The organism is Vibrio sp. 2134-1 (assembly GCF_033339495.1).
This window is the reverse complement of the sequence record NZ_JAWOUS010000010.1, coordinates 29,647-56,389: the sequence shown is the minus strand read 5'-3', so window position 1 is coordinate 56,389 and position 26,743 is coordinate 29,647. Positions and strand designations below refer to the sequence as shown.

Sequence of the window (26,743 nt, the reverse complement as noted above, 5' to 3'; positions counted from 1 at the left end):
CTGCATCAATCCACTAGCCTTGGCCCCAAATTAAGTGATAATACCAACATAAAGATAAACACCGTCAATGAGGCTAAGACATTGAGCGAACAACCCACCGTCCTTATTATCGAGGATGAATCTGCTATCGCAGAGAACCTGATTCATGTATTAGAGATGGATGGCTACCACGCAGAGTGGTTTGCAACAGCAGGAGAGGGCTTAGCTTTTTTGCAGCACAACTCCGCAGCGTTACTTGTCTTAGACGTAGGCTTACCGGATGGCAATGGTTTTGAATTATGCAAAACCATCCGTGAGTTTTCTGATATTCCCATAATCTTTCTCACCGCAAGAAGCGATGAAATTGACCGCGTAGTCGGTTTGGAAATTGGCGCGGATGATTACGTGACTAAGCCATTTAGCCCGCGCGAAATGTTGGCTCGCATTAAACTTCGAATCAAAGCTAAAGCGCCAATGATGGAGGACAAACCAGAGCCTGTAGCTGTTCCAGAACAACCTCATTTGAACCATGATTTAGTTGCGCAGAACTTCGACTACGGTGTTGGCGGGCAAATGCTTGGGCTGACCGCGGTGGAGTTCAAGATCCTCGATAAACTGATTTCTGTCTCTTCCAATGTATTGAGTCGAGAGCAACTTATGATCGCGGCAGACATGGCGCCAGAGGCTGCATATGAGCGTAATATCGATACCCATATCAAAGCCATTCGCAATAAGTTGAAGCCGTTTGAGATGTCTGAACGCATCTGTACCAAACGTGGCTTTGGTTACTTTTACTGCATTAAAGGTGAATGATGAATCGCTGGCCGAAGATCCCGCTTGGACTCAGACTGTTTTTTCTCTACTTCATCTTAGTCGGGATGACGGCTTACATGGTGAGCAAAACGGTTGTCCAAGAACTTAAGCCAACCGTGCGCCAAACCACCGAAGAGACGCTAGTGGATATGGCGAACTTGCTTGCGGTATTGGCGGAAGAAGACGTTGCGAACGGAAAGTTGTCTGAGAGTCGCTTCTCCAAACTATTAACGGCTTATGGACAGCGAGAGCCTCAAGCGCGCATTTGGGAAATCGGTAAAAAAGCGATTAACCATCGAATTTACATCACCGATAAACAAGGGATTGTGATTGCGGATTCTTGGCTGCAAGACGTAGGCAAAGACTACTCGCAATGGAACGATGTTTATCTCACGTTGCGTGGTCAATACGGCGCGCGCAGTACCATCGAAGACCCGAAAGATCCGCTCTCAACCGTTATGCACGTGGCTGCGCCCATTTACCACAAAGGTGAAATCATTGGCAGCGTGACGGTGGCAAAATCCAATCGCTCAGTACAACCCTTCATCGATCTTTCTAAACGCAATGTGCTGTTTTGGATGGTGTGGATGAGTGGTTTAGTGCTATTGGCAGGGGCATTGTTTGCTTGGCGAATTCACTCGGCACTGAACAAGCTAGAAGACTACGCGACCAAAATGGGTGAGGGTGAAAAGGTCTCTAAGCCGACATTTCGTATCTTTTATGAGTACGGCACGCTAAGCGACGCATTAGAGAAAATGCGCAATCAGCTCGATGGCAAACAATATGTGGAAGAGTACGTACAGACGCTGACTCATGAGCTGAAAAGCCCGTTATCAGCGATTAAAGGCGCGAGTGAAATATTACAAATGCCGTTGCCTGAAGAAAAGGTCGCGCGCTTTGCTGGTAACATTGAGCGAGAAAGCGACCGCATGCAGTCATTGATTGATAAGTTGCTAGAACTTGCTCGTCTTGAAAAGCGCCCCGAGCTAGAGCAAGTCGAAGCTATCTCGCTAAAACAAATGGTCAATGAAGTGGTTGAATCGGCGGATGCGCGCTTGAGTGCAAAGTCGGTGATTGCCAACATCCAAATTGATGACCATCTCGCCGTGCTTGGTGATGCCTTCTTACTGAAACAAGCCGTTTTTAACTTGATGGACAATGCGCTGGATTTTGTTGATTCGGAGGGATGCATTGAATGGAAAGCTGAGGTCGCGAAAGAGAAAATGTGCCTGTCGATTTTCAATTCAGGTCCTCACATTCCCGACTACGCGATGTCGCGTTTGACGGAACGCTTCTACTCCCTCGCTCGGGAAAATGGCGTTAAGAGCACTGGGCTCGGGCTGAATTTTGTTGAGCAAGTGATCAAGCTGCACAAAGGTCAGTTACAAGTCGAAAACGTCGATTCTGGCGTGAAAGTGACCCTGATTTTACCAACTCCATAGAAACTCCACATTAGCTCCATTCGTTCTCCAAATTGCTGATTTAGATTACTTCCATCAGCAAATGGAGAATGAAACATGAAAAAGATCCTCAATAACCAACTCGGCACGAAGTTCGCCTTCGTGCTGTTTTTGTTTGTCTTACTGCAAATCCCGCTTTCAATGGTCACAGGGCTGATCTCAGAACGCTCATATCGCCAAGATGAAGTCAGAAACGACATCGCACGCAGCAGCAGCGGCGAACAGCGCATCATTGGCCCATTCATCATGGTTAACTACACCGAAACCAGTTACCGAGATGACAAAGTACAGATTAAAGAGCGTCGTAAATTCCTCCTACCTAGCACTTTTGATATGAGCGCAAATCTGGACAGTTTTGAAAAGTACCGAGGCATTTACCGCGCGCGTTTATACAAAGCACAAGTGGCGCTGAAAGGCACTTTTGATGCAGACGATCTCGCAGCGTTGCAGGGGATTGATATTGAAAACATGAGTCTAGTGGTTGGCATTGAAGACAGCCGCGGATTGATTCGTCTGGATGACATGACCATGGCGAGCTCTGATATCGAAGTCGCACCGGGAACGGGGTTAAATCAGTTACCACAAGGCTTCCACAGTGATCTGACACTTGCAGACCTAAACGCAGAACAACCTTTGGCATTCGATCTTAACTTCTTGCTACAAGGGATGGGACAGCTTCAAGTCACACCAATTGGCAGTCAAACAACAGTGGAGCTCTCTTCAGCATGGGCGCATCCAAGCTTTATTGGTGATTACTTACCGGTGTCGTCAGAGGTATCTGAAGATGGATTTAACGCGCAATGGGCGAGCAACAACTTCTCTACCAATATCGCGCAGCTGTTCCAAAGCTGTTTGTCATCGAATCATGCGTGTCACGAGCTTGAACAGCGACAAATGGGCGTAGATTTGATTGATCCCGTGGACCACTATTTGAAATCCCATCGAGCTGTGAACTATTCACTGTTGGTTATCACATTAGTATTTGCGAGTTTCTTCTTACTGGAGCTGTTCCAAGCGCGTCCGGTTCACCCAGTGCAATACGGCTTTATTGGTCTGGCTTTAGCGCTTTTCTATCTATTGCTGATTTCGATGAGTGAACACCTCGGCTTTAACTGGGCGTATGTGGTGTCGGCAGTCGCATCGACCGGGCTTTTAAGTGTGTACGTGAGCGGTATGTTGAGCAACACCAAAAACGGCGCGATATTTGGAGCATGTTTGCTCACTCTCTACGGATTACTGTTTGGCTTGCTACAAGCAGAAAGCTACGCATTGGTGATGGGGACATTACTGTGTTTTGCGATTTTGAGCTTCACTATGGTCATTACACGCAACGTCGACTGGTACGCCCGAAATAAGAAAGCAGAAGAAAGTGCAAAGGCGAATCATGAAGACGTTTAAGCGAGCAACTCTCACTGGTCAGCCAAGCGATATGGTGGAAGAGACGTCCGCTATCCACCTGCGATTATCTGCAAAAAATGGACTCAAAAGCTTGGTGTGTTTTATCGCATTGGTCGTTATTGCGCTCTATGTTCGAGACAGCTTTATTCGTCCGACATTTGGTGATGTTCTCGTTGTGGTTTGGCTCTACTACTTTCTTGCAAGCTTGTTCTCCATGCCCGTTAACTGGCTGGTTTCACTGGTGGTGTTGATTGCGTTTGCTGTTGAGTTAGGGCAATTGTTACAGGTTACGGTTTGGCTTGGTATCGAATCTTCATCGCCTCTGGCTGTAATTTTGGGCGCCACATTTGATTGGAAAGATCTGCTGGCTTACTGCATCGGAGGTCTACTGTGTTGGTGGATGGAAAAGAAATGAAAACCGAAATGAAAGCCATTGTGCTGCCAGACCGACTTCGACATTCCAAACGAGGTATTCGTAAGAGGCTCAAAATCAGTTTACTCAAGCGCGTGTACCTTTGGTCACTGACCAATAGAGAACTGCTGTAAACCTCGCCTCTTTATATGAAATACAAAAAGGGAATCTTAACTCACCGGCGCACAGGGTGAGTTAAGATTCCCTTATTATTGACTAAGATATTGAGTTCTTACTTTTAATTAACTTTCAAATGAAAGTTTCTCGCCGAACGTCTCTTTCCAGTCTTTATCGAACTGCTCAACCGCCGGTTTTACTGCTGGGTGAGTGAACATTTGTGCCGCCACATCGGTTGGTAATGTAATGGCTTCGATACCCAGTTTCATCACTTCCATCGCTTGTTGAGTGTTCTTGAAGCTGGCTGCCAAAATCTTCGCTGGTAGTTGGTTCTGATCGAGCAACAATTGAAGATCCGCGACCACTTCAACACCGTTGCCGTTCATCGCATCAATGCGGTTTACGTAAGGTGCTAGGTAGTCTGCACCGCACAGTGCCGCTAGGAAACCTTGTTGAGCTGAATAGATAGCGGTAGCAAGAACCTGAATTCCCTCTTTTTTCATTAGCTTAATCGCTGCTAAGCCGGTTTCTGTTGCTGGCACTTTTACTACCATGTCGTAAGGCAATTCATTCAGTTGGCGTGCTTCTGCCACCATACCTTCGACGGTTGAACTCACGACTTGAGCGTGAAAGCGAGGTGTACCGCCAAGTGCTTCTTGCATGCCTGCTAGGGTTTCATTCAGTCCCTGTTTTGACTTCGCCAAAATGCTTGGGTTTGTCGTCACGCCTTTTAGCGGTAGGCACTGGTTAAAGCGTTTTACTTCTGCCACATCAGCAGTATCTAAATAAAGTTCAATCATGGTTTCTACCTTAAACAAAATCTTCGTTTTGATGATGGGATCACTATAGATCTGACAATCGAACGAGATCTTGATTTTGATCAATTGAAATTTCATTTGAAACTATAATAATTTCATTAAATGAAAGTTAAGTGAAACTTGTAAACGCTCAAATGAAGCTTTCAGTTCGAACAAAGAAAAGCCGCTGATAAGACTTAACCAGCAAGAAACGGATTAAGTACACAGCGGTAGCACAGACCAAGAGGCAAGCAGAGATGTATTTCAATATCCAACGATTCTCTACCCATGATGGCGATGGCATTCGTTCCATTCTTTTTCTTAAAGGATGCAGCTTGTCTTGCCCTTGGTGTCAAAACCCAGAAAGCCGCAGCGAAAAGCATTCACTGTTGTTTGATCAGCGAAGCTGCATGGAAGATTGCCAGCTGTGCGTTTCTGCGTATCAAGCTACAACTCAAACCACGGCGGGTAGTGAAACGGTGAGCGATGGTATTCAACGCATCGACAACCAAATCATCATCAATCGCAAAGCCATCAAAGAAGACCAACTGATCGCGCTGCGAAACGTCTGCCCTACGCAAGCACTGACCGTTTGCGGTGAAGAGGCGAAATCAGACATGCTGTTCGACACCTTGATGAAGGACAAACCTTTCTACGACCAAAGCCAAGGTGGCGTGACCTTCTCCGGTGGTGAGCCACTCATGCAAGCGGATTTAGTGGCAGAACTCGCGCAGCGTCTGCATGACAACCAAGTCTCTACCGCCATTGAATCGTGTATGCATGTGCCGTGGAAGAACGTCGAAAAAGCCGCGCCGCATATTGATTGTTGGTTGGCGGATTTAAAACACACCGATGAAGAAAAGTTTCTTAGCTGGGCGAAAGGTTCACTGAAACGCATCAAAGACAATTTCCGAAAACTGGCACCTATCGCGAAACGCATTGTGATTCGCGTTCCCGTTGTGCCGGGGTTCAATGACACCATCGAAGAGTTGAAAGACATCATCGATTTTGCGGCTTCACTAGAAAGCTGCCAAGAACTTCACTTGCTGCCGTACCACACGCTCGGCATCAATAAATACCGTTTGCTCGATATGCCTTACGAGTGTTCTGACAAGCCACTAAACAAACCAGAACTGCTAGAAAGCGCCATGCAATACGCAAGCGAAAACACCCAACTTAACGTGATTGTAAGAGGTTAACTATGGACCTGAATTACCTTCCTGAGCGTATCAAAGCGCACAAATCGGCACTGGTAAATATCGTAACGCCACCTGTCTGTACCGAGCGTGCAGAGGCATACACTCGTGCTTATCAAGCAAACGAAGACAAACCTGTAATTGTCCAACGTGCGCTAGCATTGCAAGAGCACTTACGCACTCGTACTATTTGGATTAAACACGATGAATTGATCGTCGGTAACCAAGCGAGCAAAGTGCGCGCTGCGCCTATTTTCCCAGAATACACTGTACGTTGGATTGAAGCGGAAATTGATGAGCTAGCCGACCGTCCTGGTGCAGGCTTTGCGGTCACTGAAGAAGATAAGCAAAGCATCCACAGCATCACACCGTACTGGCGTGGCAAAACCGTTCAAGACCGTTGTTATGGCTTGTTCACTGATGAGCAGCAAGAAATCTTAGCCAGCACCATCATTAAAGCTGAAGGCAACATGACTTCGGGTGACGCGCACCTTGCCGTGGATAACGAGAAAATCTTGAAGCTAGGCATGAACGGCTTGCTAGAGGATGTTCGTCAGCACCGTGCTAACAATGATGCTTCGACCTTTGGAGGCTTGAAGAAAGAGCAGTTCTACAAGTCGGTCGAAATCGTACTGCTTGCGATTCAAGAGCACATGGTGAGCTACGCTGAATTGGCGGCAAAAATGGCGTTAGAAGAGACACGCCCGCTGCGCAAAGCTGAGTTAGAAAGTATTGCGGCAAACTGTCGTCATGTCGCGAGCCACGCGCCAGAAAACTTCTGGCAAGCACTGCAATTGAGCTACTTTGTTCAGTTGATGCTACAAATCGAATCGAACGGTCACTCGGTTTCTTTCGGTCGTATGGACCAATTCCTCAACGAGTTTTATGTTCGTGATATCGAAAACGGCGCGATTGAAAAAGACTTCGCATTAGAGTTGCTGCAAAGCTGCTGGTTGAAGCTGCTTGAAGTAAACAAGATTCGCTCTGGCGCGCACTCAAAAGCCTCCGCAGGTTCTCCGCTGTACCAAAATGTGTGTATCGGCGGTCAGAAGTTGAATGAAAAGGGTGAGCCTGAAGACGCAGTGAATCCCCTTTCTTGGGCGATTCTGGAATCTTGTGGCCAGTTACGTTCGACGCAACCTAACTTGAGTGTGCGCTACCACGAAGGTTTGAACCAAGAGTTCTTAATGGGTTGTATCGAAGTGATTAAATGCGGCTTCGGTATGCCTGCGTTCAACAACGATGAAATTGTCATCCCTGAATTCATCAAGCTTGGTGTAGAGAAAGAAGACGCTTACAACTACGCCTCTATCGGCTGTATCGAGACGGCGGTTCCGGGCAAATGGGGTTACCGTTGTACGGGCATGAGCTTCATTAACTTCGCTCGTATCCTGCTCGCTTCATTGAACGAAGGTGTGGATGCAACAGCGGGTAAAGCCTTCTTGCCGCACGATAAGTCATTAGCAAAAGGTAACTTTGAGAACTTTGAGCAAGTGACGGCTTCTTGGGCAGAGCAAATCCGCTACTACACCCGTAAATCGATTGAGATTGATACAGTCGTCGACAGTGTGCTTGAACAGCAGGCACAAGACATCTTCTGTTCAACGCTGGTGGATGACTGTTTGGCTCGCGGTAAAACCGTGAAAGAAGGTGGCGCGAAATACGATTGGGTATCTGGCTTGCAAGTCGGTATCGCAAACTTGGGTAACAGCCTAGCCGCCATCAAGCACCTTGTTTTCGATGATGCGCAAATCACCCAACCAGAGTTGGCAAAAGCATTGGCAGAAGATTTCGACGGCATGGAGAACGAGCAGCTTCGCCAACGTCTTATCAACTTTGCACCAAAATACGGTAACGATGATGACGCAGTAGACCAACTACTGGCAGACGCGTACCAAGTGTACATTGATGAGCTAGAGCAGTTCGTTAATACGCGTCATGGGCGTGGTCCAATTGGCGGCGGTTACTACGCAGGTACATCAAGTATCTCGGCAAACGTCCCATTCGGTGCTTCAACCATGGCAACGCCAGATGGCCGTAAAGCGAAAACACCATTGGCAGAAGGTGCAAGCCCGTCATCTGGCTCAGACCGTTTAGGTCCAACAGCGGTATACAACTCGGTCGGTAAGATCCAAGCGAATAAGATCCTTGGTGGCGTGCTGCTTAACCAGAAGTTAAGCCCGGCGGCGGTTGAGTCTGAAGGGGATCAGCTCAAGCTTTCTATGTTGATTCGTACCTTCTTCAACCACCACAAAGGTTGGCACGTGCAATATAACATCGTCTCTCGTGACACCTTGCTAGCTGCGAAGAAGAACCCAGAGCAATATCGTGATCTTGTTGTGCGAGTTGCAGGCTACTCAGCCTTCTTCACCGCGCTATCACCAGATGCGCAAGACGACATCATCGCACGTACCGAGCACGAGCTGTAAGTACACTCACTAAGTAATACGAAAGGCACCGATTGGTGCCTTTCGTTTGAATACTTAATCCGCAAATGACTATACCTGAACGCATTAAAGCTTGTGCAAAATGGTCACGCATTTCTTCGTGACGTTGTCGTACTCTTTCGTCATGTAAGCGGTAGTGATCGCGCCCTCTTTCATGATGCAAATGGCATCGAGTAATGAAGCGTTGTCTGATTTGAGATAGCGTTGAATTAGCTCTCTGACTTGCTGCTTATGGTAGCGGCAATACGTTGCGATCTCGCCACTGTCGTCACTGAATTCCGCGGACGTATTGATGAAAAAGCAACCGCGAAACTCGCCCAGCTTTTCTTCAGAGCCATGAAACCAGCCGTTGAGTGCTGTAAATAACTGATCGATCACCTCCGCGCACGTTTGTGCTGAAGAAAGCTTTTCCTCCAACCATTCCATAAATACTTGGTGGCGTTGTTCTAATGCGGCGATGATAAGCGCTTCTTTGCTCTCAAAATGGTTATATAGCGTGCGTTTAGCCACGCCGGAAACATTGAGGACTTCATTGATGCCAATAGAGTTGATGCCTTGTTTGTAAAACAGTGACAAAGCTGTGTCGATCAATAACTGTTTCTTTTTGTTCATAACTATGTCCTCAAAAAGTTCCATAAACACATATTGACAAAGGTAGACAGATTTGTCTATTTTATTTTGTAGACAATTCGGTCTACTTTGAGGTGTTTATGAATAATTTAATTTTATCGTTGGTTGCCGGGCTTGGCGCTACGTTGGCTATTGGCGTATTGTCCTACGCTGAGGTATCACTGACGGAGGTTGTACTCCTGATGGCACCATTTGGTGCTACCGCAGTACTGGTGTTTGGGGTGCCTGGCAGTCCTCTTGCTCAACCCAAAAACGTGATCATTGGTCACTTCATCACGGCCTCTATCGGTATTGCGTTTAGCCAGTATGTTGACGTCACGCCGGTCACGCTCGCGATTGCGACGGGGCTAGGTGTTTCTGCGATGCTGATTACGAAGACCACTCATCCACCTGCGGGTGCAAATCCAATTTTGATCATGGCGTCTGGGCAGGGATGGAGTTTTCTCTTCACGCCTGTCCTGATTGGCGCGGTAGTGATTGTTCTGGTCGGTAAAGGGTTACAGTTGCTACAAAGTCAGTACCTAAACCCTCGACTGAATGGTCAGAAGACCTAGTCGGATTGTAGTTAGAGCCGCGAAAGGGAGTGATCTCTTTTGCGGTTTTATCTTTTGTCGGTTTGCAAAAACAAAATCTAATTCTCTCTTGGTATTCAGTCGTATACATCAACATGGTAGTTAAATTGGTACAATGCGATGAACAGAATCCAACCTAAGAAACTATTGCATAGTAAATGGACGGCAATTTCACCTAAAAACAAAGAGAAGCATTTTGTCGTGACGGAAATGGAACTAGATGAAGATGGTAACGTTGTGAGATGTGTCATCGAGGCTGTCATGAGTAAACGCGACCGAGAGATGAACTGGCAAGACCTAAAAGACTCTGAGCAATGGATGCAAGGGTGGAAGTGAGTGACGCTTCGTTGTTGGGCGAATCAAGCAGAAACCTGCGTTGCGAGTAGGCAAAAGTGGTGCTATCTGATACGTTGATAATTCGTTCTAACGCCCACTCAAAGGATTAATTATGATTGATTTCGACAATTCCTCTGTATTTAAGCTTAAGCCCATTGACGTTTCTAATGCCAGAGAAGACTTCCTTAAGTTCTTGATTGATGGTGAGACTATTTTCGCTGTTTTTAAAACAGTTCGTGACCAAGTGGTGTTTACGAACAAGCGAGTGATAGCGGCAAATGTGCAAGGGATTACCGGCTCAAAAGTGGATTACACTTCTTTGCCTTACAGTAAGATCAATGCATTTTCTATCGAGACCTCTGGTACTTTTGATTTGGATTGTGAAATCGAGTTCTTCATGAGTGAGGTGGGAAGAGTGCGTTTTGAAATTAAAGGCTCGTTTGATTTGATTTCTTTCAACCGTATGGTTAGTGAGTATGTACTAGGTTAAGGGATTAGAAATGAGAGCTTCGCTGAGAGACAAAATTATAGAGATCTGTGACAAAAAGATCGCGAGTAAAGGTGAATTGGTTGGTCTCTCATTTTATGCGTTTTTCGCTAATAAAAATGACGACCCAGAGCTGTTGATGGAAGCGGCTACGTGGTGGATTCAGACTCATCAGCTCGACCACTTCGAAAAAGCAGTAAAAATAAAATCAATGGTCGAGTCGGGGAGCTAAATTAAAAAAAAGAAGTAAAGAAAGCAGACAAATGCTAATAACGTTGCGGACAAAACAGGGTAGATAATGTAAGAGTCCTGCTTGTTGGTTCGTTGAAAACATAGCGAAACAAGTAAGACGTTATAAACAACAAGTAACAAGCTGATCATGGTTCCGCTGTTTAATGTCATACTTGATAGCTGAGTTAAGAAAAACGCCAATAAAAGGTAATCGAAGACAATGAGCCATAAAAAGGCTTTCTTTAGTAAGTCGCTTTTTCTTTTTTCGGATGATGTTATGTGCATATAGAACTCAACTAAAAAGTCACAGTAACAGAGGCTTTGGTTAGAGAGGTCACCATCAGAGTGGTGACCTTTTAAGATTATAATTCTTGAATTTTTACTTCGTTGGTGGCGGTATCGCCGGAGTAATTGATGACTTCTTGACGAATGACTGGTTGGTTAAATTCAGCCTTATCTTTCGCTTTTTGCAGTTCACTTTCTTGGTGGTTGCCAAAAAGGGTCTCAAGCACTTTAGCGGCAGGAGTCGTTAAAACAAACAGCTCAATACGACGGTTTTCGCTAGAATCTGGCTCATCAGGATTAAGCAGCGCTCTATCTGACATACCCGTTACCTGCATTACTCTATCGTCCGGCATACCGCCTTCAACTAACGTATTTCTTGCTACGTCTGCTCGAGAGGCTGATAACGCCCAGTTAGATTGACGACCAAAACGCTTTTTAAATGGAATTGCATCTGTGTGTCCGCTGATGATCAGAGGGTTGTTAACACGATGAAATACAGGTGCTAGTGCGAGCAGTAAATCTTCAAAAAAAGGAGTAAGTTCTGCACCACCACGGCTGAACATGTGCTGTTTGTAATCATCTTGAAGGACGATACGCAAACCTTGTGGTGTCACCGTGACGTTTACATTTCCCTGCGCATTAATTTGGGCAGTCATTTGCTCAATTACTTTCGCTAGTGCGGCAAGTTGCTCTTGAGTATCGAAGTTACCAGGAATCAAAGAATCAATTTCTGGTCCATCCCCATCACCTTTGAAGTAAGAGCTTACCACATGGTTGGAGTTGTGTTTACTTGGCACAGAAGAGTCCTGTGCCAAGTCGATAGGAGAAATACTTTGTGACGTATCAAATGGGTTGCCGTAACTCTTGTCGAATACGCTTGAACTATGCAAGTGGGCAACAATCGCTTTACGCTCTTCTTTGTCTACCACCTGCATAACCCAAAGTACAAGAAACAGCGCCATTAGGGCGATCATGAAGTCAGCAAACGCGACTTTCCACGCGCCGCCATGAGACGACTCATCATGGCTGTATACTTTGGCACGTTTGAACACTACATGCTCTTGTTTTTGCATTATCCCTCCTGTTCAGCTAACCACTTCTCCATTTGGTTGAATGTTGGTTTGATGTCTAGCTGAATATGTTTACGACCAGCGTCAATGGCGAGCAATGTCGGCTTTTTCGCTACGTAGGCAACCAAGGTTGCACGAACGCACTCAAAAGCAGTCATATTACGTTTTACTCGCTGAGCCATGGCGTTACTTAGTGGATCTAAGCCACAGTAACAACCGAAAATACCAATGAATGTACCAACGAGAGCTGCCGCAACGTGATAACCAATCATAGCGATTGAGCCATCAATAGCTTGCATGGTGATAATGATGCCACCAACTGCTGCAAGAATACCGAAGCCAGGTAGTGCTTCTGCTGTACGCTGTAGTGAGCGTGAAGGTAAAAGCATTTCGTTCTGTATTGCTTCGATTTCTTGCTCTAGCAGTCCCTCTAATTCATGAGGCGACATCTGTCCCATTGCCATTAAACGTAAATTGTCAGTAATGAAAGAAATTAGGCGATGATCTTCTGCGATCGTCGGGTAAGCGAGGAACATAGAGCTTTGCTCCGGAGCCTCAATATGAGAATCCAGAAATTTGTATCCGCGGTTTCTCGCTGTCTCTAGCAAGTTGTTGAGTAGTGCCATTAATTCCATGTAGTACTCATGCTCTTCTGTTGGACCTTTAATGGTCGCTGGCACTTGGCGACGCATTTCTTTCAGTACATGAGGCGGATTACCGATGATCAAAGAACCAGCAGCGGCGCCAATAATGATAAGGAATTCGGCTGGCTGCCAGATAGCACCTAAGCTACCACCGGCCCACATATATCCACCGAAGACGCACACCAGGATAGTGAGCACTCCAAAAAACTTTTGCATCTTGTGACTCCTAAGAGGACATTAATTGGTTGAGTTGTTTCAGCGCTTGTTTGTGAAGCTGACATATACGAGGTGGTGTCAGATCCAATACCAGAGCTATTTCGTGTAAGTTGAGTTCATGTTGATAGAACAGAGTCAGGAGCAGTTGATCGCGCTTAGGTAATTTACCCAAAGCACTGTCTAAACTACGACGAATATGTTCATGTTCCATGCCATCGTATTGCCCGCCAATGTAGCTATCACCGCTGCTCTCCATCAGTTGGTCAAGGCTTTGCATCTCGCCTGCGAGAGCGGCATTTTGGCGGTTGTAATAATCTTGCTCATTCGTCCCTAAAGCCTGGATGATTTCGGCATCCGTTGGCATTCGACCTAACGTTCGAGTGAGATCTCGAGTCACGTCGTTGAGCTCGTGGGCTTGTTGACGAGTCTTACGTGAACGCCAATCTAGTCGGCGTAATTCGTCTAAAATAGCTCCCCGAACTCGACAAACGGCGAAAGCAGGAAAGTGAGGATCGTCAACATCGCCATATCGGCGTCCAGCCTCGACTAGAGCGATAAGGCCTATCTGCTGCATATCTTCAATACTACAGTGAGAAGTGGCATGAACGCGCAGCTGGTTAACTACGCGTTTTACCATGACCTGATGACGTTGTAGCAATGCGTTTTCATCAATTGGTCGTGACGGTGTTGTCACTTCCTCTTCTGTGGTGTAAGTGTCTTGTACATTCATGTCTAACATGGTTGTGCTCCGTTATTGCACAACATATTTAGTCAACAAAACATCGTCGATTTCTCGGACGATGTCTGTTTTAGCAAAAGCGAGTAGAAGCGTTTGCTTCACTTCGTCTTGCAGAATATCGATGGCACCCGCTTGCTGTAACTGATCAAACGTTTTGTCGCTAAACAGTTTTAATAGAGAGTTTTGTACCATAGGCATGTATTCATCGATCTCTTTGATACGCTCTGGGCGGCGTGTCTCAATTGCCAGTTCTAGCATCACAAAGTGAGTCTGTTTCTTGCCTTTAACGGTCAAAACGACTTTGTCCAAAGGATGGAAGCTAGGACCTTTGCTTGTCGGTTGTTCTGTGACCAAAAAAGACAGTGGAGAGTCTTCGATCAGTGAACCAGAGTCAGGTGACTCTTGAGCGTGTTTGTTTAAGTACCAGATTCCGCCCATAATTGTGACGGCCGAAACGAGGGCACTGGTGATGATCATGGCGATAAACAGGGCGATCATTTGTTGTTTGGTCATAACCTTTTTCCTCGAAGATTCACTAAGCTTGAGTGCTTAGCCAGTGTTCTGAATAGTTAGTTGTTGTCGTGGTTTGGAATGCACCAGATTCTCGTGCGGCGAAAATATTGGCGTCTTCTTCGTTAGCATGTGGGTCATTTCGACCTTGGTTTTGATCAGAGCCAACATTGACATCGACATGAACGAAGTTTTGCTCTTGTAACTCAGTACGCAATCGTTCCGAAACTTGCATTAAAGCTTCTCGTGTTGCTGCGGCATTGGCGTTGATGTGGACACTCAATCGGTCACCTTCAACACGTACAAGTAAATCCAATTTCCCTAAGTCTGGTGGGTCTAGGCGGATTTTTGCTTCTTGTACATTTTGTTGAGCTTGGAGCGTCACGCGATCATGTAATACTTGCATCATTTGCTCCCCCCACTTTCCGGCAGTGGTATCAACACGCACCGCTGCCCACTCAGAGCCTTGAGCTTGAACATGACTCGTCGCAACCGGTGAATGTGCAGGTTGTGTTGTAGGAGCTTGTGCTTGAAGTAGAGAGGCGGTTGGTTGCCCTTGAACAGGTTGATTCAAAAGAGTTTGAAACTCAGCACCGGAGATAGGCAAACGCGAACTCGATGAAGTCGGCAGACTTTGCTTCACATCTTGTTTTGATGATGTGTTTAACATAGCGTTAGACGAATCTTGAGTAACAGACTTAACTTCGCTCGCAGTCATTAAAGATGACGCTTTTCCTAGTTTCTCAGCCTGCTTCTCTGCCATGGTAATCATACCCTGGGTTAAAGCTTGAGCTTGCGCTGCAAGATCAGTCGATTCTGTTAACCCTAGTGTACTGGTCAAGTTGGCATCCGGATCTGAAGCTGAGCGGTCATCAGTATCAAAACCATGACTTTGTACTTTGTTTGCGCTGTTCAAAGTAGAGGCCGTAAGGTGAAAACTCGGTACCGCTGACGCAGAGTTAAAGTCTTGCTCACCATTCTGCTTGTTCCCTGATTTAAAACCATGAGAAAAGCCGTGTACCGAGTTCGCTTGCTTGATGTGACCCTCATTGTTAGCTGGCGAATTACCCGAGTGCTGAGTTGAAGAAGGTATGATCATTGAGTTAGCTCCATGGTCATTGCTAATTGATAGGCCATAGCGCGTTCTTGATGGTCATTGACCATGTTCATCTCTTTTTTCAACTCGTTGGTCGACTTCTCTAATACTGCGAAGGCATTAGCGTGCACTGTTTTCGCTCGCTGGATTTCAGGTGCAAGCTTAGGATCTTTCAAAAAAGGCTTGTGACTGATCAAAAGCTCTCGCAACTGCAAGTCGTACCGCTTGAGCGCATGCCAATCGGCCGTTTTTGCGGCGAACTGGATGAGCTGAGATAAATGACGGAATCGCTCTGGCGATACTTTATGCTTGTTGTCCAAAATTCATCCAACCTTCACGAATGTTACCCATTACACGCTCAACGTTAACCAAGCGATTTGCATCGTTTTGCACGCTAGCGTAATAAAGTTCGACTTGGCAGAAGTCATACAGCTGGCGTAGGTTTTCCGCAATTTCACCGCCGTTTTCATCATCTAAAGCACTTGTTAGTCCAATCAAGATGTTCATGCATTTGTTGATTCCATTCCCTTTCTCGGCCAAACGATTTGCGGCTAGGTGGCCGCGAATACGTTCAACTTCATCGAGTAGGCCATCGATTAACATGATGACCAATTGGTGTGGATTTGCTGCTGCCGCTTGAGCGTCGAGATCGACTTGTTGGTACGAATCGTAACCAGAATCCATAAGCATGAATATTTCTCCTAAATTTGGAACCAAATGTCTTATTTTTGAGCTTTAAACATGGACATGGTTTGGTTCATTTGGGTCATAATTGAATTCATTTGAGTGAATTGTTTGAGGTAGCGGTTGTACGACATTTCGTACTTACGCTCTAAATTGGTTTGTTTATCTTTGATTCGGTCTAAGCTTGACTGTATTGCGTCTTTACGCGTGCTGAAGGTACCTGATGAGAACTTCAAGAAAGGCTCTACCATTGCGTCAAGAGAATCTAGCAAAGCGTCATCCCCATTAAACAACGCCTCTAAGCCTGCGCTATTTGTTTGTTGAGCTTCTTTGAACTTTTCTTGATCAACTTTCATTTTACCGTTGCGGTCTAGGCTAACGCCGATCTCGCTTAGGCGCATACCATTGTGTTCACCTCGGATTAACCCCGTTAACTGACTCTCAATAGAACGCAATGTCGAGTCGCTAGCGAGCACGCCGCGTTTCTGATCTTCACCGCCAATTTGGGTGTACTGATCGATAGTCGAAACAAGGGCATTGTAGGTTTCCACAAACTTATCTAGTTGTTCTTTAGTGCCTTCGCTATCAGCTCCAATTTTTAAACCGATTGGCGAATCTCCCACGGCTTGCGGTTTAGATACGGTAATGTCAACACCGTCGATGACACCTTCAAAAGTATTACTTGCGTTGGTTAGTTTCAGGCCTGAGTCTTTTGCACCTAGCCACATAACCGCATCTTGCGGAGCGTTAATTTGCTTGAGGTTGGTGAAGGCGTCTTCAAACCACGCTTGGCCAGTACCCGTTGCAGATACGTTGATCTTATTTTCGACACCAGTCTCAGTGCTCGATAGCATAAAGTGTGTTTGACCATTCGAGCGAACTAGAGTGGCGTTAACGCCAGGGTTATCCGTGTGATTGTTAATCGCACTGGCTAAATCGCTGATCGTTGCAGTGCCGTCACCATTAACATCAACGGAGGACAAGTCTAGAGTCATTGTTTCACCGTTGATGGTGAATTCTAAAGATCCAGTTGTTGGTACTTCTGTCGTTGCCTCAAGGTCTGCAGGCATACCTGTAGATACTTGATGCGCCGTTGCCACTTTTTCTACAAAAATCTGATAGTTACCCGTTAGCGCTTTAGCATCCGCGTTTGCAGTAAAGTTACCTTCTTGAGAGAGTGTCGCACTGTTTTTGATGATGCTGTTTGTGCTGTTATTCATCTCTTTCATTGCAGTACGAAAATCACGTAGTGCGCTTTCAACTTTATTAAAAGCTGACAGTTGTGACTGGTACACATTAGCTTGCGCTTGGTAACGGCTTTTGAATGGGTTTGTGTCCAATTGTGCGAATTGGGTTGCCATTTTTACTGGGTCTAAAGAACTCATGAGGTGTGCTCCTCTCATCTCTTATTGGCTTGAATACTTTGAATGCTACGCCTTAGTTTAATTATCAGTGGCAAGATACGTGCCGTATATTAAATTCAATTAAAACAAAGGTTTAAAGCTATTTTGTTTTCTTGGGAGGAAGTGGTGTTTCCACCTTGTTTGTTCCGCCTTCCTCCATGGAAAAAGTAATTTCCTTATAAGAAAAGGCGACCTAAACAAAGAAAATATTTAATTGTATTGACGGTTCTAATTAGGAGAGGTGTTTTAATTAGACGTTATATTCAGCCTTTACTTCAGCTTGATTCAGATAATTCTTACAGAGTGCATTAATTGCGTTCTGATATTATTTTTGATAGTGCGAAGTGCAAGTGTTCTCACTAAAAATTAAATTTTTTACGTTTCAAAGAATGTCAGTTATGAATGAATTTGCGTTGAGATTGATGAAATGTGCTCGTGCATATGAAGAGTTCATTAACAAAAAACTATTAAGTAAACAGAGCATCAATTCTGATGAGATAGCTAGTATCTTAAAGGAAGCTAAGTTCAATTTTCCTGAACTTAGAGATAGTAAAATAGGAAGCAAATTAGAGACGATAGAATTAGAACTGTTTAATAAGATTTTATTTAATATTATGTTGAAATTCGGATTCAGAGTGCCTGAATCTCACAAAGATAATACGAGCTCTATTTATATTCGTAGATAAAAATAAAGCCTTCCATAGGAAGGCTTTATAATTAAGACGATTTAAATTAAGCGCACTATTAACTAAGTAATTAGCGTAGTAGTGACATTGCCATGCTTGGAAGCTGGTTAGTTTGAGACAGAACAGTTGTACCTGCTTGCATCAACATTTGGTTCTTCGTCATGTTTGAAGACTCTACTGCAAAGTCTGTATCCATGATACGACCTTTAGATGCTGTAACGTTTTCTACCATGTTACCAAGGTTAGCCATTGTGTGCTCAAGACGGTTGATGTTCGCACCGAAGTCTGCACGAGAGCTACCAATTTTTTCTACTAGACCGTCAGCGCCGCTGATTTTGTCTAGTGCTGCTTTTGCTTTAGTCGCGTCACCGATACCATCAGTAATTGCTGCATCGCCAAGAATATCTGTGATCGCAGTGATACCTGCACCAGCGCTTACAGTTAATGTCTCAGCAGAAGATGCACCGATTTGGAATGTTACGTCACCTGCACCGAAGCCGCCGCCTTTAAGAAGGTTTTGACCACCGAACTTAGTGTTGTCTACGATGTTGTTTAGTTCTTTGCTAAGCTGTACGAATTCTTTGTCAAGAGACGCACGGTCTGTCGCACTGTTTGAACCGTTCAACGATTGTGTAGCAAGGTCGTTCATACGGTAAACGATGTTTGTCATTTCATCCATCGCACCTTCAGCAGTTTGCATCATAGAGATGCCGTCTTGTGCGTTACGCATTGCTACTGACATGCCGCGTGTTTGCGCTTCTAGACGGTTAGCAATTTGAAGACCAGCAGCGTCATCAGCAGCTGAGTTCACACGGTAGCCTGTGCTTAGACGTTCCATTGCTGTGTTTAGAAGTCCGCTTGTTGTGTTCATTGTGTTTTGAGTTACAAGCGAAGCGTAGTTAGTGTGCATTGATAAAGCCATCTTAGTCTCCTTAGTTAGTCACTATATCTTTCAGGCCTCGGGATATTCCCTTGTCACTAACTAGAGGCGGTCGGTCGGCTTTAATGATTAATTTGAAAATTAAAAAATTTCTAAAAAAGATAAAAATTGATGATTTTTAGTGATTTGTATTCCATGAAAACCGGGAAAATCATCATATAAGCCTAAGTTTTTTTAGTTAAGTTAAAGAAACTATTGCCCAATGATCTTTTGGTTATCCGTTATAAATAAAAAAACAGCACGAATAAATCGTGCTGTTTTAAATATAAGTGGTTGAGTTTCAACTATTCCTCATCAAAAGACTGAAAGGAGAGAGAGGTTGGGATATCGCTGAAATAACCAAAATAATAACTGGCACCCAATAAACGATAACGGTTAAGTTCCGTTTGACTCGCTACACGTCCGGCAACCCAAGTATATTTATGCTTTCTTAAGAACTTAGCAATAGGTAGGAAAGCGTGTCTTTCTTCTTTATCCTCTAGTGTGACTGACAATTTGATCATATCGGGACTAAAGTCTGCGACGCGTTCGAAGTTCACTTGCGATGTCGCGACTTCAAACCAAAGTGAATATGCATTCTCTTTTAACTTTTTGGTGAGTGTGGCGACTTTATCACGATCACATAACGTTTCATCAGCTTGAAGAGAAGGAATCACATGTTGAAAAGCAGAAGAGTGGAATTGAATCGTCTGTTCGAGAAAATAAACCCCAGGCTCCCAAAGTAATGCATCCACGCGAATCGGCACGACAACATTACTAATCAAGTCGTGATGAAAGGCTTCTAACTGAAATTGTGTTTGTCTTAGTGCAAGGTAAAGACTGAACAAATCCAGGCAGTACTGCATTTGTTCAGAGAGTTTGAATTGATAGACACTTTGTTCTCCACGCATACCAAATCTCAACGTCAGGTGTTGGAATTCTACTTCCCCTGATTGAGCTTCCCTAATTGCTTGGCATGCGTGTTGGACATCATTGTGTTTTAAAGCATCAAAGACTAATTGATCGTCATCCGTGACGATATGCTGTACTGCGAGACCAACCAAATGTTCGTACATCGCATGTGTTGAAATAAGATTAACCAAGGTTTCCTACCACATTGATTTGTTTGTTTTCTGGGATTTCGTTGTAAGACAATACTGCCAGCCCTTGTGTAAATGTACGAGCGTAACGCGCTAGAAGAGGGCGCAGTTGTGGCATAACGAGAAGGATCGGAGGTAGCCCCTGTTGCTTAAGCTGTTGTCTGATTAATGGCAAGTTTTGTTGGAACTGACCAAGAATGTTTGGCTCAATTGGGAAGCTATCTAGTGTTACCGTACCAGAAGATTGTGCTTGTTGCAGTGAAGTTAGTAGCATTTGTTCTAGCTCATCAGACAGTGCGTAGACATTTAACTCGTTCTTTTGTCCTGCAATTAAGTTAACAAGCGTACGCTTTAGTGCACAGCGCACATCAGATGCAAGTAGGATCGGGTCCTTTGTATTTTCCGCGGATTCCAACATTGTGTTGGCAATCGTGCGAATATCTTTTAGTGGCACTTGGTCCAATAAAAGCTGACGATATACTTTCAGCTGCTGCGCTGGATTAAGTGCTGCTGCTAATGCTTCTGCTAGTTTCGGGGCTTGTTGTGTCAAACGCTGGGTTATTGCTTCCACATCGTCGTGCGTAAACAATTCTGCAAGGTTTGTCTTCATGATTTTACTAATATGAGTGGCAATAACAGTGCCATCATCGACAACTTGGTAACCCATATTAAGTGCTTTTGCTTTATCTTGATGCTCAATCCATACAGCTGGCAACTGATAAGCAGGATCGCTACCCAAAATGCCATCTACCTCACCGTAAGTTTCGCCAACCGCTATCGCCATTAAACGCTCTGGTTCAATAAAGCCTTGCTCAATGACTTCGCCATTTAGAGAAATTGTGTATTGGTTTGGCTTGAGGCTCAGATTGTCACGAATACGAACTTCAGGTAATAAAAAGCCAACTTGTTCAGAAAGGTTTCGACGCACACCGCGAATTCGTTGTGATAAAGGTGCCCCTTGTTCTTTGTTGACTAGATGGACGAGTCGGTAACCAAGCGCAAGTGATAATGTTTGGACGTGAGGAATATCATCCCATGTCAGCGGTGTATCATCGTCTTGCATCGCTTGTGAAAGTGCTTCGACCTCTTCAATCTGGGAGTCTTGCACTGGCTTCTTGGTTTGACGCCACCCTGCGAACGCTAATGCGCCAGCAAACGCAAAAAAGGCTAGGTGTGGCATACCCGGTACCATACCTATTACCGCCATAATACCTGCGACAGTAAATAGCGTTGCAGGAGTTGCCAGTAATTGCTTTTGCATGGTTTCCGACATGCCATTATCGCTATCATTAATTCGCGTAACGATAATCGCGGCAGCCGTTGCCAATAGTAGTGAAGGAATTTGAGCAACTAGACCATCACCGATTGTGAGTAGGGCATAAGTTTTAAAGGCGTCAGACGCAGCGAGTCCATGCTCGAAGACACCAATACTAATACCACCAATGATATTGATAAACAGAATCAACAAACCTGCGATGGCATCGCCACGCACAAACTTTGATGCACCATCCATCGAACCATGAAAATCGGCTTCGTTGGCGACTTCTTTACGGCGTAAGCGAGCCGTTTCCTGATCGATAAGGCCAGCGTTTAAGTCGGCATCAATTGCCATTTGTTTGCCTGGTAAAGCATCCAACGTAAAGCGGGCTGAAACCTCAGAAATACGTTCACCACCTTTGGTGATTACGACGAAGTTGATGATCATCAAGATGACGAACACCACCATACCAACGACGTAGTTACCGCCAATGACGACTTCACCGAATGCTTGAATGACCTTACCCGCTGCGTCACCACCATTATGTCCTTCTAAAAGTACAATTCGCGTAGAAGCCACGTTCAATGTGAGACGTAATAATGTTGCGACCAGCAAAATAGTTGGAAAAACAGAGAAATCTAATGGTCGCTTTGCGGTTGTGCTGACCAGTAATACTAGGATTGCTAAGACGATATTAAAGGTAAACAGCGCATCCAGTAGCAGAGGAGGCAAAGGAAGAATCACCATTGCTAATATCATTAGCAAGACGATTGGAATGCCAACGTAGCCTTTGGTTGATGTTTGAAGTTGTTTTAACCGGTTAAGCATACTTTCGTGTCCTTGGATAAACGCGGGTTAATCAGTGCTGCAAATGTTTTGGAATCGAAAAATGAGGTAAAGGAATTGGCTCTTTTCCCTCACCTTTACGAAAGGCTTTCAATTGCAAAACGTAAGTAAGAATATGTGCCACTGCGATGTACAGTTGGCTTGGGATTGCTTGTTCAATCGCCGTCGTGTGATAAATCGAACGGGTAAGTGGCGGGGAGTTAATGATTTCCACTTTGTTTTCTCGGGCGATACGTTGAATGTGCATAGCAGTTTCGTCTACGCCTTTTGCGACGACAAAGGGCGCGTCAGAAAGCGAAGGCTCGTATTTCAGTGCGACTGCGTAGTGCGTTGGGTTTGTGATGATCACGTCAGCCGTCGGCACCATTTTATCGATCTTACGGCGCGCAAACTGTTGCTGTATTTGACGAATACGTTGCTTTACTTCCGGACGACCTTCATTATTTTTAAATTCCTCTTTCAATTCTTGTTTCGTCATGCGGAGTTCTTTTAGGTGTTCCCAACGCTGATAAGGAATGTCGATAACCCCAAATAACAACAATGCAAAGCCCATTAAGAGTAAGCCTTCAAACAGAATTGACATTACTAGAGAAAAACCTTGGCTGAGCGGGAGATTTTGCATGCCAAGTAATGGCTGTAAGTGGTTGTCTAAGTAGCCATATAAGATGCCGAAGATGACGGCTACTTTGAACGTCGACTTTAAGAGCTCAACCACCGAACGTGTCGAAAAAATGCGCTTTATCCCGCTCAAAGGATTAATTTTGCTCAGCTTTGGCATCACGTTCGCTGGACGGAACATCCAGCCGCCTAGCACAAGGCTACTACCACAGGTCACGATAATAATGACGGTAAACAATGGTAATAGCATGTCGATGATGACCGCTAAACTTTGTCCCAATTGCTCGACAAGTTGTTTAGGATTTTCTAGGTCGGCTCGCGTCAGCATCATGTTGTAGCGAAAGATCCCCGACATGCTTTCCCAAATACTATTAAGCTGAGAGTAAAAGTAGAGCGCCACCGCTAGAAATATAACCGCAGTAGTAAACTCTTTCGCGCGAGGAATTTGTCCTTCCTGGCGGGCTTTCTTTACCTTCTGCGGTGAGGCTTTTTCAGTTTTGTCTTGAGAAGATTGATCGCTCATGCTCCCCCCAACATAAAGTTACTCAAGTGTCTAATGGTGTCGTGAACGAGCGCCGTGTAGCGACCAGGAACACCAGAAACTGAGATTAATACGCTGAATAGACCCAGCAGCATCGTCATAGGAAAACCTAACGCATAGACATTAAGTGATGGTGCGGCTCGGTTCATTACACCAAAACTGATGTTGGCTAGAAGCATGGAAACAATAGCGGGCAAAGCCAAAGCGAGTGAAGAGGCAAACATCCAACCGAAAATATTGACAACACCTTGCAGAGAAAGCGATGTGATACCAGATCCGACTGGCCAAACAACAAAGCTTTGAATCACGATATCTATGACGAGTAAGTGTCCTTCTAGCGCAAGAAACAACAAGGTTGAGAAAATCAGAAATATGCGTCCCAAAATGGCGACAGAAAGCCCGTTAATAGGATCATTCATCATCGCCATACCTAAGCCCATTTGCAGAGAAATCACCTGACCAAGCATGGTGAAAACGTTAAAGAGCATGTGCAAAATTAACCCAAACATTACCCCCCAAATAGCTTGCTCAAAAGCAAGGAACAGGGAAGTCATAGAGAATAACTCGACTTGTGGCATGGGTGGCATTAACGGTCCAGTAATGACAACGATCGAGAGGGCCAGTAAAGTACGAACCCAAACAGGAATAATCGCATCACCAAAGAAAGGCATTGAAATAAATACGGCTCCCACACGAAAAAACGGCCACCAGAGTTGACCGAGTATCGCCGAGAGCTCTGCAAATGTGATGGCCATTAGCCAATCATCCCTGGTATGTTGTGGAACAAGAAATCAAACAGTTCCATGATCTTACGGAGCATCCAGTGACCTGCAAAAATCACCATTAATAAGGTAACGAGCAAACGTGGCAAAAAGCTGAGTGTTTGCTCGTTGATTTGTGTGGCAGCCTGAAATACGGCGATACACAAACCGACAATTAAGCCTGGAACAACCAATACGGCAACCATCAAAATGATCAGCCATACTGCATCGGAAAATAACGTTACGGTTAGTTCTGGGGTCATAACTGCTCCTAGTTAACCGAAGCTGGCAGATAAGGTGCCAACTGTCATTGCCCAACCATCCACGAGTACAAATACCACCAACTTAAAGGGAAGTGAGACAATCAAAGGTGATAGCATCATCATACCCATTGCCATCAGGACACTGGCGACAACCAAGTCGATGACCAAAAACGGGATGAAAAGCATAAAACCAATTTGGAAGGCGGTTTTCAGTTCACTAATGACAAATGCAGGCAAGACAACGGCAAATGAAATATCCTCAACGTTTTGGTCGAGAGGCTCATTGGCAATACGTAACATTTGTTCAAGAGAGCTTTGGTGCGTCTGTGCCAACATGAACTCTCTCACTGGTTTCTCTGCAACAGAAAAAGCCTGTATTAGCGTGATTTCGCCGTTGTCGTATGGCTGAAACGCATTTTCATAAATATCGCTCCAGACAGGGCGCATAATCAGTAACGTCAATGCGAGAGCGATCCCGACCAACACTCTGTTAGGTGGGCTTTGTTGAAGACCAAGAGCTTGGCGCAAAATCGCAAGGACAACGACAATTCGAGTAAAGCTCGTCGCCATCAAAATAAATGCTGGAAGAAAACTGAGCGCCGTCATCAACAACAGAATTTGCAGTTTAACGCTGTATTCTTGTTGTGTGTCGCCATCAGAAACGGACAAGATAGTTAAGCCGTTGTCAGCCGCCATTGTTGGGAAAGCAAACAAAAGTGACACCAATACCAAAAGAGGTAACCAACGGTGCCAAGCGCTCAGATTTTTCATTGTGATGCCTACCTAAGATTATTGACCAACGCCACTCAATGCAGAGTCATGTACATCGATCAGACGAAGTCCATACTTATCATTGACAACGACAACTTCAGCGTGGCCCATAAGAGAACCGTTTACTTTCACGTCTAAAGGCTCGCCATTGAGCTTTTCTAACTCGATAACCGTGCCTTCACCCGCTTTCATTAAGTCCCCAAGTGGGATCTCCTTACTCGCAACTTCCAGCGTGACTGTGACAGGAATGCTTTTGAAAAAGCTAAGGTCACGTTCCGCAGTGGCTGGTTCTTGTTGGAGCGTATCTTCGGCTTCAAAGTCTTCTAATTGAAAATCATCAAAGTTCAGTTCTTCTGCGTCGAATGCATTAGTTTCTAGCGCTTCGCTCATCGCTGCGGTTCCTTATCAGGGTTAAAGATCAAAACAAGTTGGCCGTCTTGCTCGGCAATACGACCTGTAAATAGAGATTGGTTGCCAATGCTTACTGGAACCGTGTTAAGAAGCTCAATAGGTAAAATATCGTTGGGTTGTAAGCCAACCACATCACTTAAAGGCATCTTCTTTTTACTTAGAACAACGTTCAGTCGAACGGGGGTCGTCTCTAAAGAACGACAGAAAGGTTGAAACAAATCGGTATCAGGTTGCAGTTCAAGCTGCTCGATCAGCGTTTGAATAAGATGACCATCTAGCTTGAGATGAATTGAGCCTTGATGATCGTCAAACGCAATGTTTAATTGAACGTTAATGCCAATACCTCTAGGGGTCTCATACTCACCCGTGTCCCACATTTCACCAGGAGCAAGCCAACCGATGATGATTCGACTGATGCGCTCTTGTAAACGTAAGTCACTGGCCGTCAGAGTAGCGGCTGAACGCTCTGCACTTGCACCATAAAATCTATCAGCTAACTTTATTAGCGTGTGAGGGTTACCATGGATGAATACCATGCCGCCTTCCTGATGTTGATAGGTCGACGTTTGCTCTTTGTCCATCTCAACCGATGTAAAGCGGTGCAAGTCTACTGAGGTTAAGCTAGCTTCCACTTTTCCTGTGCTGAGCCAATTTTGTAATTCAGTCGTAAGGTTTGAGCAAGATTCTGAAATTAAATTATCGAGCTTCTCACGAATGATATGAATAGGTTTGCCTAATAATTCTACATCAAGTAGTTGACTATCAGAAATAGGCTCGCTAACTCTATTTTCCATTTATATTTTACCGTGCGTTAACAATCGAAAGTGTTTTAACTTAATGGCGTGTAGTCTACACAGAAATTTTAATGATCTTTTAGCTCCAAACTCTAAGATTGTGACTTTAGTTCACATGTTGCTTTGTTCATATAGTCATAATCTTTTAATGAAATTTAAAAAGAGTTAGTTTTCTTTATAAATCGCTTAATAAATAAAATAACAATGTTGAGCGTTTTAGTTGTTATAGATTTTTTAAATTGCCTTTATGGCG

32 protein-coding genes are annotated in these 26,743 nt (G+C 44.8%); 12 read left to right on the top strand and 20 right to left on the bottom strand.

Annotated features, from left to right (window positions below):
- Positions 1 to 81: 81 nt before the first annotated feature.
- From R7R78_RS12935 to R7R78_RS12915, 5 genes are all read left to right on the top strand, one after another.
- Positions 82 to 792: a response regulator gene (locus R7R78_RS12935; RefSeq protein WP_182016018.1), complete on the top strand. Its 711-nt coding sequence runs from the start codon at positions 82 to 84 to the stop codon at positions 790 to 792.
- On the top strand, positions 792 to 2,234 hold the full coding sequence (gene creC, locus R7R78_RS12930) for a two-component system sensor histidine kinase CreC (RefSeq protein ID WP_213876152.1): 1,443 nt from the start codon (positions 792 to 794) through the stop codon (positions 2,232 to 2,234). Before R7R78_RS12935 ends, creC begins: the two co-directional genes overlap by 1 nt.
- Positions 2,235 to 2,309: 75 nt before the next feature.
- Positions 2,310 to 3,650, top strand: a complete 1,341-nt coding sequence (gene creD, locus R7R78_RS12925) for a cell envelope integrity protein CreD (RefSeq protein WP_213875848.1) — start codon at positions 2,310 to 2,312, stop codon at positions 3,648 to 3,650.
- Entirely contained in the window at positions 3,637 to 4,065 is a 429-nt protein-coding gene (locus R7R78_RS12920) for a DUF2809 domain-containing protein (protein ID WP_017634425.1), read from the top strand. The genes creD and R7R78_RS12920 overlap by 14 nt, the downstream gene beginning before the upstream one ends.
- Entirely contained in the window at positions 4,062 to 4,196 is a 135-nt protein-coding gene (locus R7R78_RS12915; RefSeq protein WP_255201262.1) for a hypothetical protein, read from the top strand. Before R7R78_RS12920 ends, R7R78_RS12915 begins: the two co-directional genes overlap by 4 nt.
- Positions 4,197 to 4,304: 108 nt before the next feature.
- Here R7R78_RS12915 and R7R78_RS12910 read toward each other — a convergent pair whose 3' ends face one another.
- Positions 4,305 to 4,979, bottom strand: a complete 675-nt coding sequence (locus R7R78_RS12910; protein ID WP_031778878.1) for a fructose-6-phosphate aldolase — start codon at positions 4,977 to 4,979, stop codon at positions 4,305 to 4,307.
- 254 nt (positions 4,980 to 5,233) lie between these two features.
- Here R7R78_RS12910 and R7R78_RS12905 point away from each other — a divergent pair, with 254 nt between their 5' ends.
- Both R7R78_RS12905 and R7R78_RS12900 read left to right on the top strand, forming a co-directional pair.
- Complete coding sequence (locus tag R7R78_RS12905) at positions 5,234 to 6,175, top strand: glycyl-radical enzyme activating protein (RefSeq protein ID WP_029788304.1); 942 nt, start codon at positions 5,234 to 5,236, stop codon at positions 6,173 to 6,175.
- Between the two features lie 2 nt (positions 6,176 to 6,177).
- Positions 6,178 to 8,601: a formate C-acetyltransferase/glycerol dehydratase family glycyl radical enzyme gene (locus R7R78_RS12900; RefSeq protein WP_225473728.1), complete on the top strand. Its 2,424-nt coding sequence runs from the start codon at positions 6,178 to 6,180 to the stop codon at positions 8,599 to 8,601.
- 84 nt (positions 8,602 to 8,685) lie between these two features.
- Here R7R78_RS12900 and R7R78_RS12895 read toward each other — a convergent pair whose 3' ends face one another.
- Positions 8,686 to 9,231, bottom strand: a complete 546-nt coding sequence (locus R7R78_RS12895; RefSeq protein WP_054574902.1) for a TetR/AcrR family transcriptional regulator — start codon at positions 9,229 to 9,231, stop codon at positions 8,686 to 8,688.
- 98 nt (positions 9,232 to 9,329) lie between these two features.
- On the opposite strand from R7R78_RS12895, the gene R7R78_RS12890 reads away from it, so the two are divergent.
- From R7R78_RS12890 to R7R78_RS12875, 4 genes are all read left to right on the top strand, one after another.
- Positions 9,330 to 9,803, top strand: coding sequence for an HPP family protein (locus R7R78_RS12890; protein WP_005386883.1), 474 nt, complete (start codon positions 9,330 to 9,332; stop codon positions 9,801 to 9,803).
- A gap of 138 nt (positions 9,804 to 9,941) precedes the next feature.
- Positions 9,942 to 10,157: a TIGR02450 family Trp-rich protein gene (locus R7R78_RS12885; RefSeq protein ID WP_225473725.1), complete on the top strand. Its 216-nt coding sequence runs from the start codon at positions 9,942 to 9,944 to the stop codon at positions 10,155 to 10,157.
- A 112-nt stretch (positions 10,158 to 10,269) separates the two neighbouring features.
- Positions 10,270 to 10,647, top strand: coding sequence for a PH domain-containing protein (locus R7R78_RS12880; protein ID WP_005375000.1), 378 nt, complete (start codon positions 10,270 to 10,272; stop codon positions 10,645 to 10,647).
- Between the two features lie 10 nt (positions 10,648 to 10,657).
- Positions 10,658 to 10,876 (top strand): DUF6500 family protein, encoded by a 219-nt coding sequence (locus R7R78_RS12875; RefSeq protein ID WP_065275490.1) that lies wholly within the window; start codon positions 10,658 to 10,660, stop codon positions 10,874 to 10,876.
- Here R7R78_RS12875 and R7R78_RS12870 read toward each other — a convergent pair.
- The 9 genes from R7R78_RS12870 to fliD all read right to left on the bottom strand — a co-directional run bounded on the left by R7R78_RS12870 (position 10,873) and on the right by fliD (position 17,504).
- Positions 10,873 to 11,160 (bottom strand): hypothetical protein, encoded by a 288-nt coding sequence (locus tag R7R78_RS12870; protein WP_005375002.1) that lies wholly within the window; start codon positions 11,158 to 11,160, stop codon positions 10,873 to 10,875. The two genes, R7R78_RS12875 and R7R78_RS12870, sit on opposite strands and share 4 nt — an antisense overlap.
- 77 nt (positions 11,161 to 11,237) lie before the next feature.
- Positions 11,238 to 12,233, bottom strand: a complete 996-nt coding sequence (locus R7R78_RS12865; protein ID WP_053307940.1) for a flagellar motor protein MotB — start codon at positions 12,231 to 12,233, stop codon at positions 11,238 to 11,240.
- Entirely contained in the window at positions 12,233 to 13,090 is an 858-nt protein-coding gene (gene motA / locus R7R78_RS12860; protein ID WP_005375006.1) for a flagellar motor stator protein MotA, read from the bottom strand. The genes R7R78_RS12865 and motA overlap by 1 nt, the downstream gene beginning before the upstream one ends.
- 10 nt (positions 13,091 to 13,100) lie before the next feature.
- Positions 13,101 to 13,829: a FliA/WhiG family RNA polymerase sigma factor gene (locus tag R7R78_RS12855; protein WP_005375008.1), complete on the bottom strand. Its 729-nt coding sequence runs from the start codon at positions 13,827 to 13,829 to the stop codon at positions 13,101 to 13,103.
- A gap of 12 nt (positions 13,830 to 13,841) precedes the next feature.
- Positions 13,842 to 14,342, bottom strand: coding sequence for a flagellar basal body-associated protein FliL (fliL, locus tag R7R78_RS12850; RefSeq protein ID WP_005375011.1), 501 nt, complete (start codon positions 14,340 to 14,342; stop codon positions 13,842 to 13,844).
- A gap of 22 nt (positions 14,343 to 14,364) precedes the next feature.
- Positions 14,365 to 15,438, bottom strand: a complete 1,074-nt coding sequence (locus tag R7R78_RS12845) for a flagellar hook-length control protein FliK (RefSeq protein WP_005375012.1) — start codon at positions 15,436 to 15,438, stop codon at positions 14,365 to 14,367.
- Positions 15,435 to 15,755: a hypothetical protein gene (locus tag R7R78_RS12840; protein WP_005375013.1), complete on the bottom strand. Its 321-nt coding sequence runs from the start codon at positions 15,753 to 15,755 to the stop codon at positions 15,435 to 15,437. Before R7R78_RS12840 ends, R7R78_RS12845 begins: the two co-directional genes overlap by 4 nt.
- Complete coding sequence (gene fliS, locus R7R78_RS12835; protein ID WP_005375014.1) at positions 15,739 to 16,125, bottom strand: flagellar export chaperone FliS; 387 nt, start codon at positions 16,123 to 16,125, stop codon at positions 15,739 to 15,741. The genes R7R78_RS12840 and fliS overlap by 17 nt, the downstream gene beginning before the upstream one ends.
- 32 nt (positions 16,126 to 16,157) lie before the next feature.
- On the bottom strand, positions 16,158 to 17,504 hold the full coding sequence (fliD, locus tag R7R78_RS12830) for a flagellar filament capping protein FliD (RefSeq protein WP_225473723.1): 1,347 nt from the start codon (positions 17,502 to 17,504) through the stop codon (positions 16,158 to 16,160).
- 416 nt (positions 17,505 to 17,920) lie between these two features.
- Here fliD and R7R78_RS12825 point away from each other — a divergent pair, with 416 nt between their 5' ends.
- The gene (locus R7R78_RS12825; protein WP_137283020.1) at positions 17,921 to 18,208 is read left to right on the top strand and encodes a hypothetical protein; all 288 of its coding nucleotides are present in this window, start codon (positions 17,921 to 17,923) and stop codon (positions 18,206 to 18,208) included.
- A gap of 70 nt (positions 18,209 to 18,278) precedes the next feature.
- Here the strand turns inward: R7R78_RS12825 and lafA are convergent, their stop codons facing one another.
- From lafA to R7R78_RS12780, 9 genes are all read right to left on the bottom strand, one after another.
- The gene (gene lafA / locus R7R78_RS12820; RefSeq protein WP_213897517.1) at positions 18,279 to 19,130 is read right to left on the bottom strand and encodes a lateral flagellin LafA; all 852 of its coding nucleotides are present in this window, start codon (positions 19,128 to 19,130) and stop codon (positions 18,279 to 18,281) included.
- A gap of 302 nt (positions 19,131 to 19,432) precedes the next feature.
- A complete protein-coding gene (locus R7R78_RS12815) occupies positions 19,433 to 20,203 on the bottom strand; it encodes an EAL domain-containing protein (protein ID WP_005375023.1) in 771 nt (256 codons plus the stop codon).
- 19 nt (positions 20,204 to 20,222) lie between these two features.
- The gene (gene flhA, locus R7R78_RS12810; protein WP_005375024.1) at positions 20,223 to 22,313 is read right to left on the bottom strand and encodes a flagellar biosynthesis protein FlhA; all 2,091 of its coding nucleotides are present in this window, start codon (positions 22,311 to 22,313) and stop codon (positions 20,223 to 20,225) included.
- Positions 22,314 to 22,344: 31 nt separating this feature from the next.
- Entirely contained in the window at positions 22,345 to 23,472 is a 1,128-nt protein-coding gene (flhB, locus tag R7R78_RS12805; protein WP_005375025.1) for a flagellar biosynthesis protein FlhB, read from the bottom strand.
- Positions 23,469 to 24,245 (bottom strand): flagellar biosynthetic protein FliR, encoded by a 777-nt coding sequence (fliR, locus tag R7R78_RS12800; protein ID WP_005375027.1) that lies wholly within the window; start codon positions 24,243 to 24,245, stop codon positions 23,469 to 23,471. Before fliR ends, flhB begins: the two co-directional genes overlap by 4 nt.
- Positions 24,245 to 24,514 carry a flagellar biosynthesis protein FliQ gene (gene fliQ / locus R7R78_RS12795; protein ID WP_005375036.1) on the bottom strand — a complete coding sequence of 90 codons (270 nt, stop codon included), beginning with the start codon at positions 24,512 to 24,514 and terminating at the stop codon, positions 24,245 to 24,247. The genes fliR and fliQ overlap by 1 nt, the downstream gene beginning before the upstream one ends.
- Positions 24,515 to 24,526: 12 nt before the next feature.
- The gene (gene fliP, locus R7R78_RS12790) at positions 24,527 to 25,285 is read right to left on the bottom strand and encodes a flagellar type III secretion system pore protein FliP (RefSeq protein ID WP_005375037.1); all 759 of its coding nucleotides are present in this window, start codon (positions 25,283 to 25,285) and stop codon (positions 24,527 to 24,529) included.
- Between the two features lie 18 nt (positions 25,286 to 25,303).
- Positions 25,304 to 25,675 (bottom strand): flagellar motor switch protein FliN, encoded by a 372-nt coding sequence (gene fliN / locus R7R78_RS12785; RefSeq protein ID WP_005375038.1) that lies wholly within the window; start codon positions 25,673 to 25,675, stop codon positions 25,304 to 25,306.
- Complete coding sequence (locus tag R7R78_RS12780; RefSeq protein ID WP_005375039.1) at positions 25,672 to 26,490, bottom strand: FliM/FliN family flagellar motor switch protein; 819 nt, start codon at positions 26,488 to 26,490, stop codon at positions 25,672 to 25,674. The genes fliN and R7R78_RS12780 overlap by 4 nt, the downstream gene beginning before the upstream one ends.
- Positions 26,491 to 26,743 lie beyond the last annotated feature (253 nt).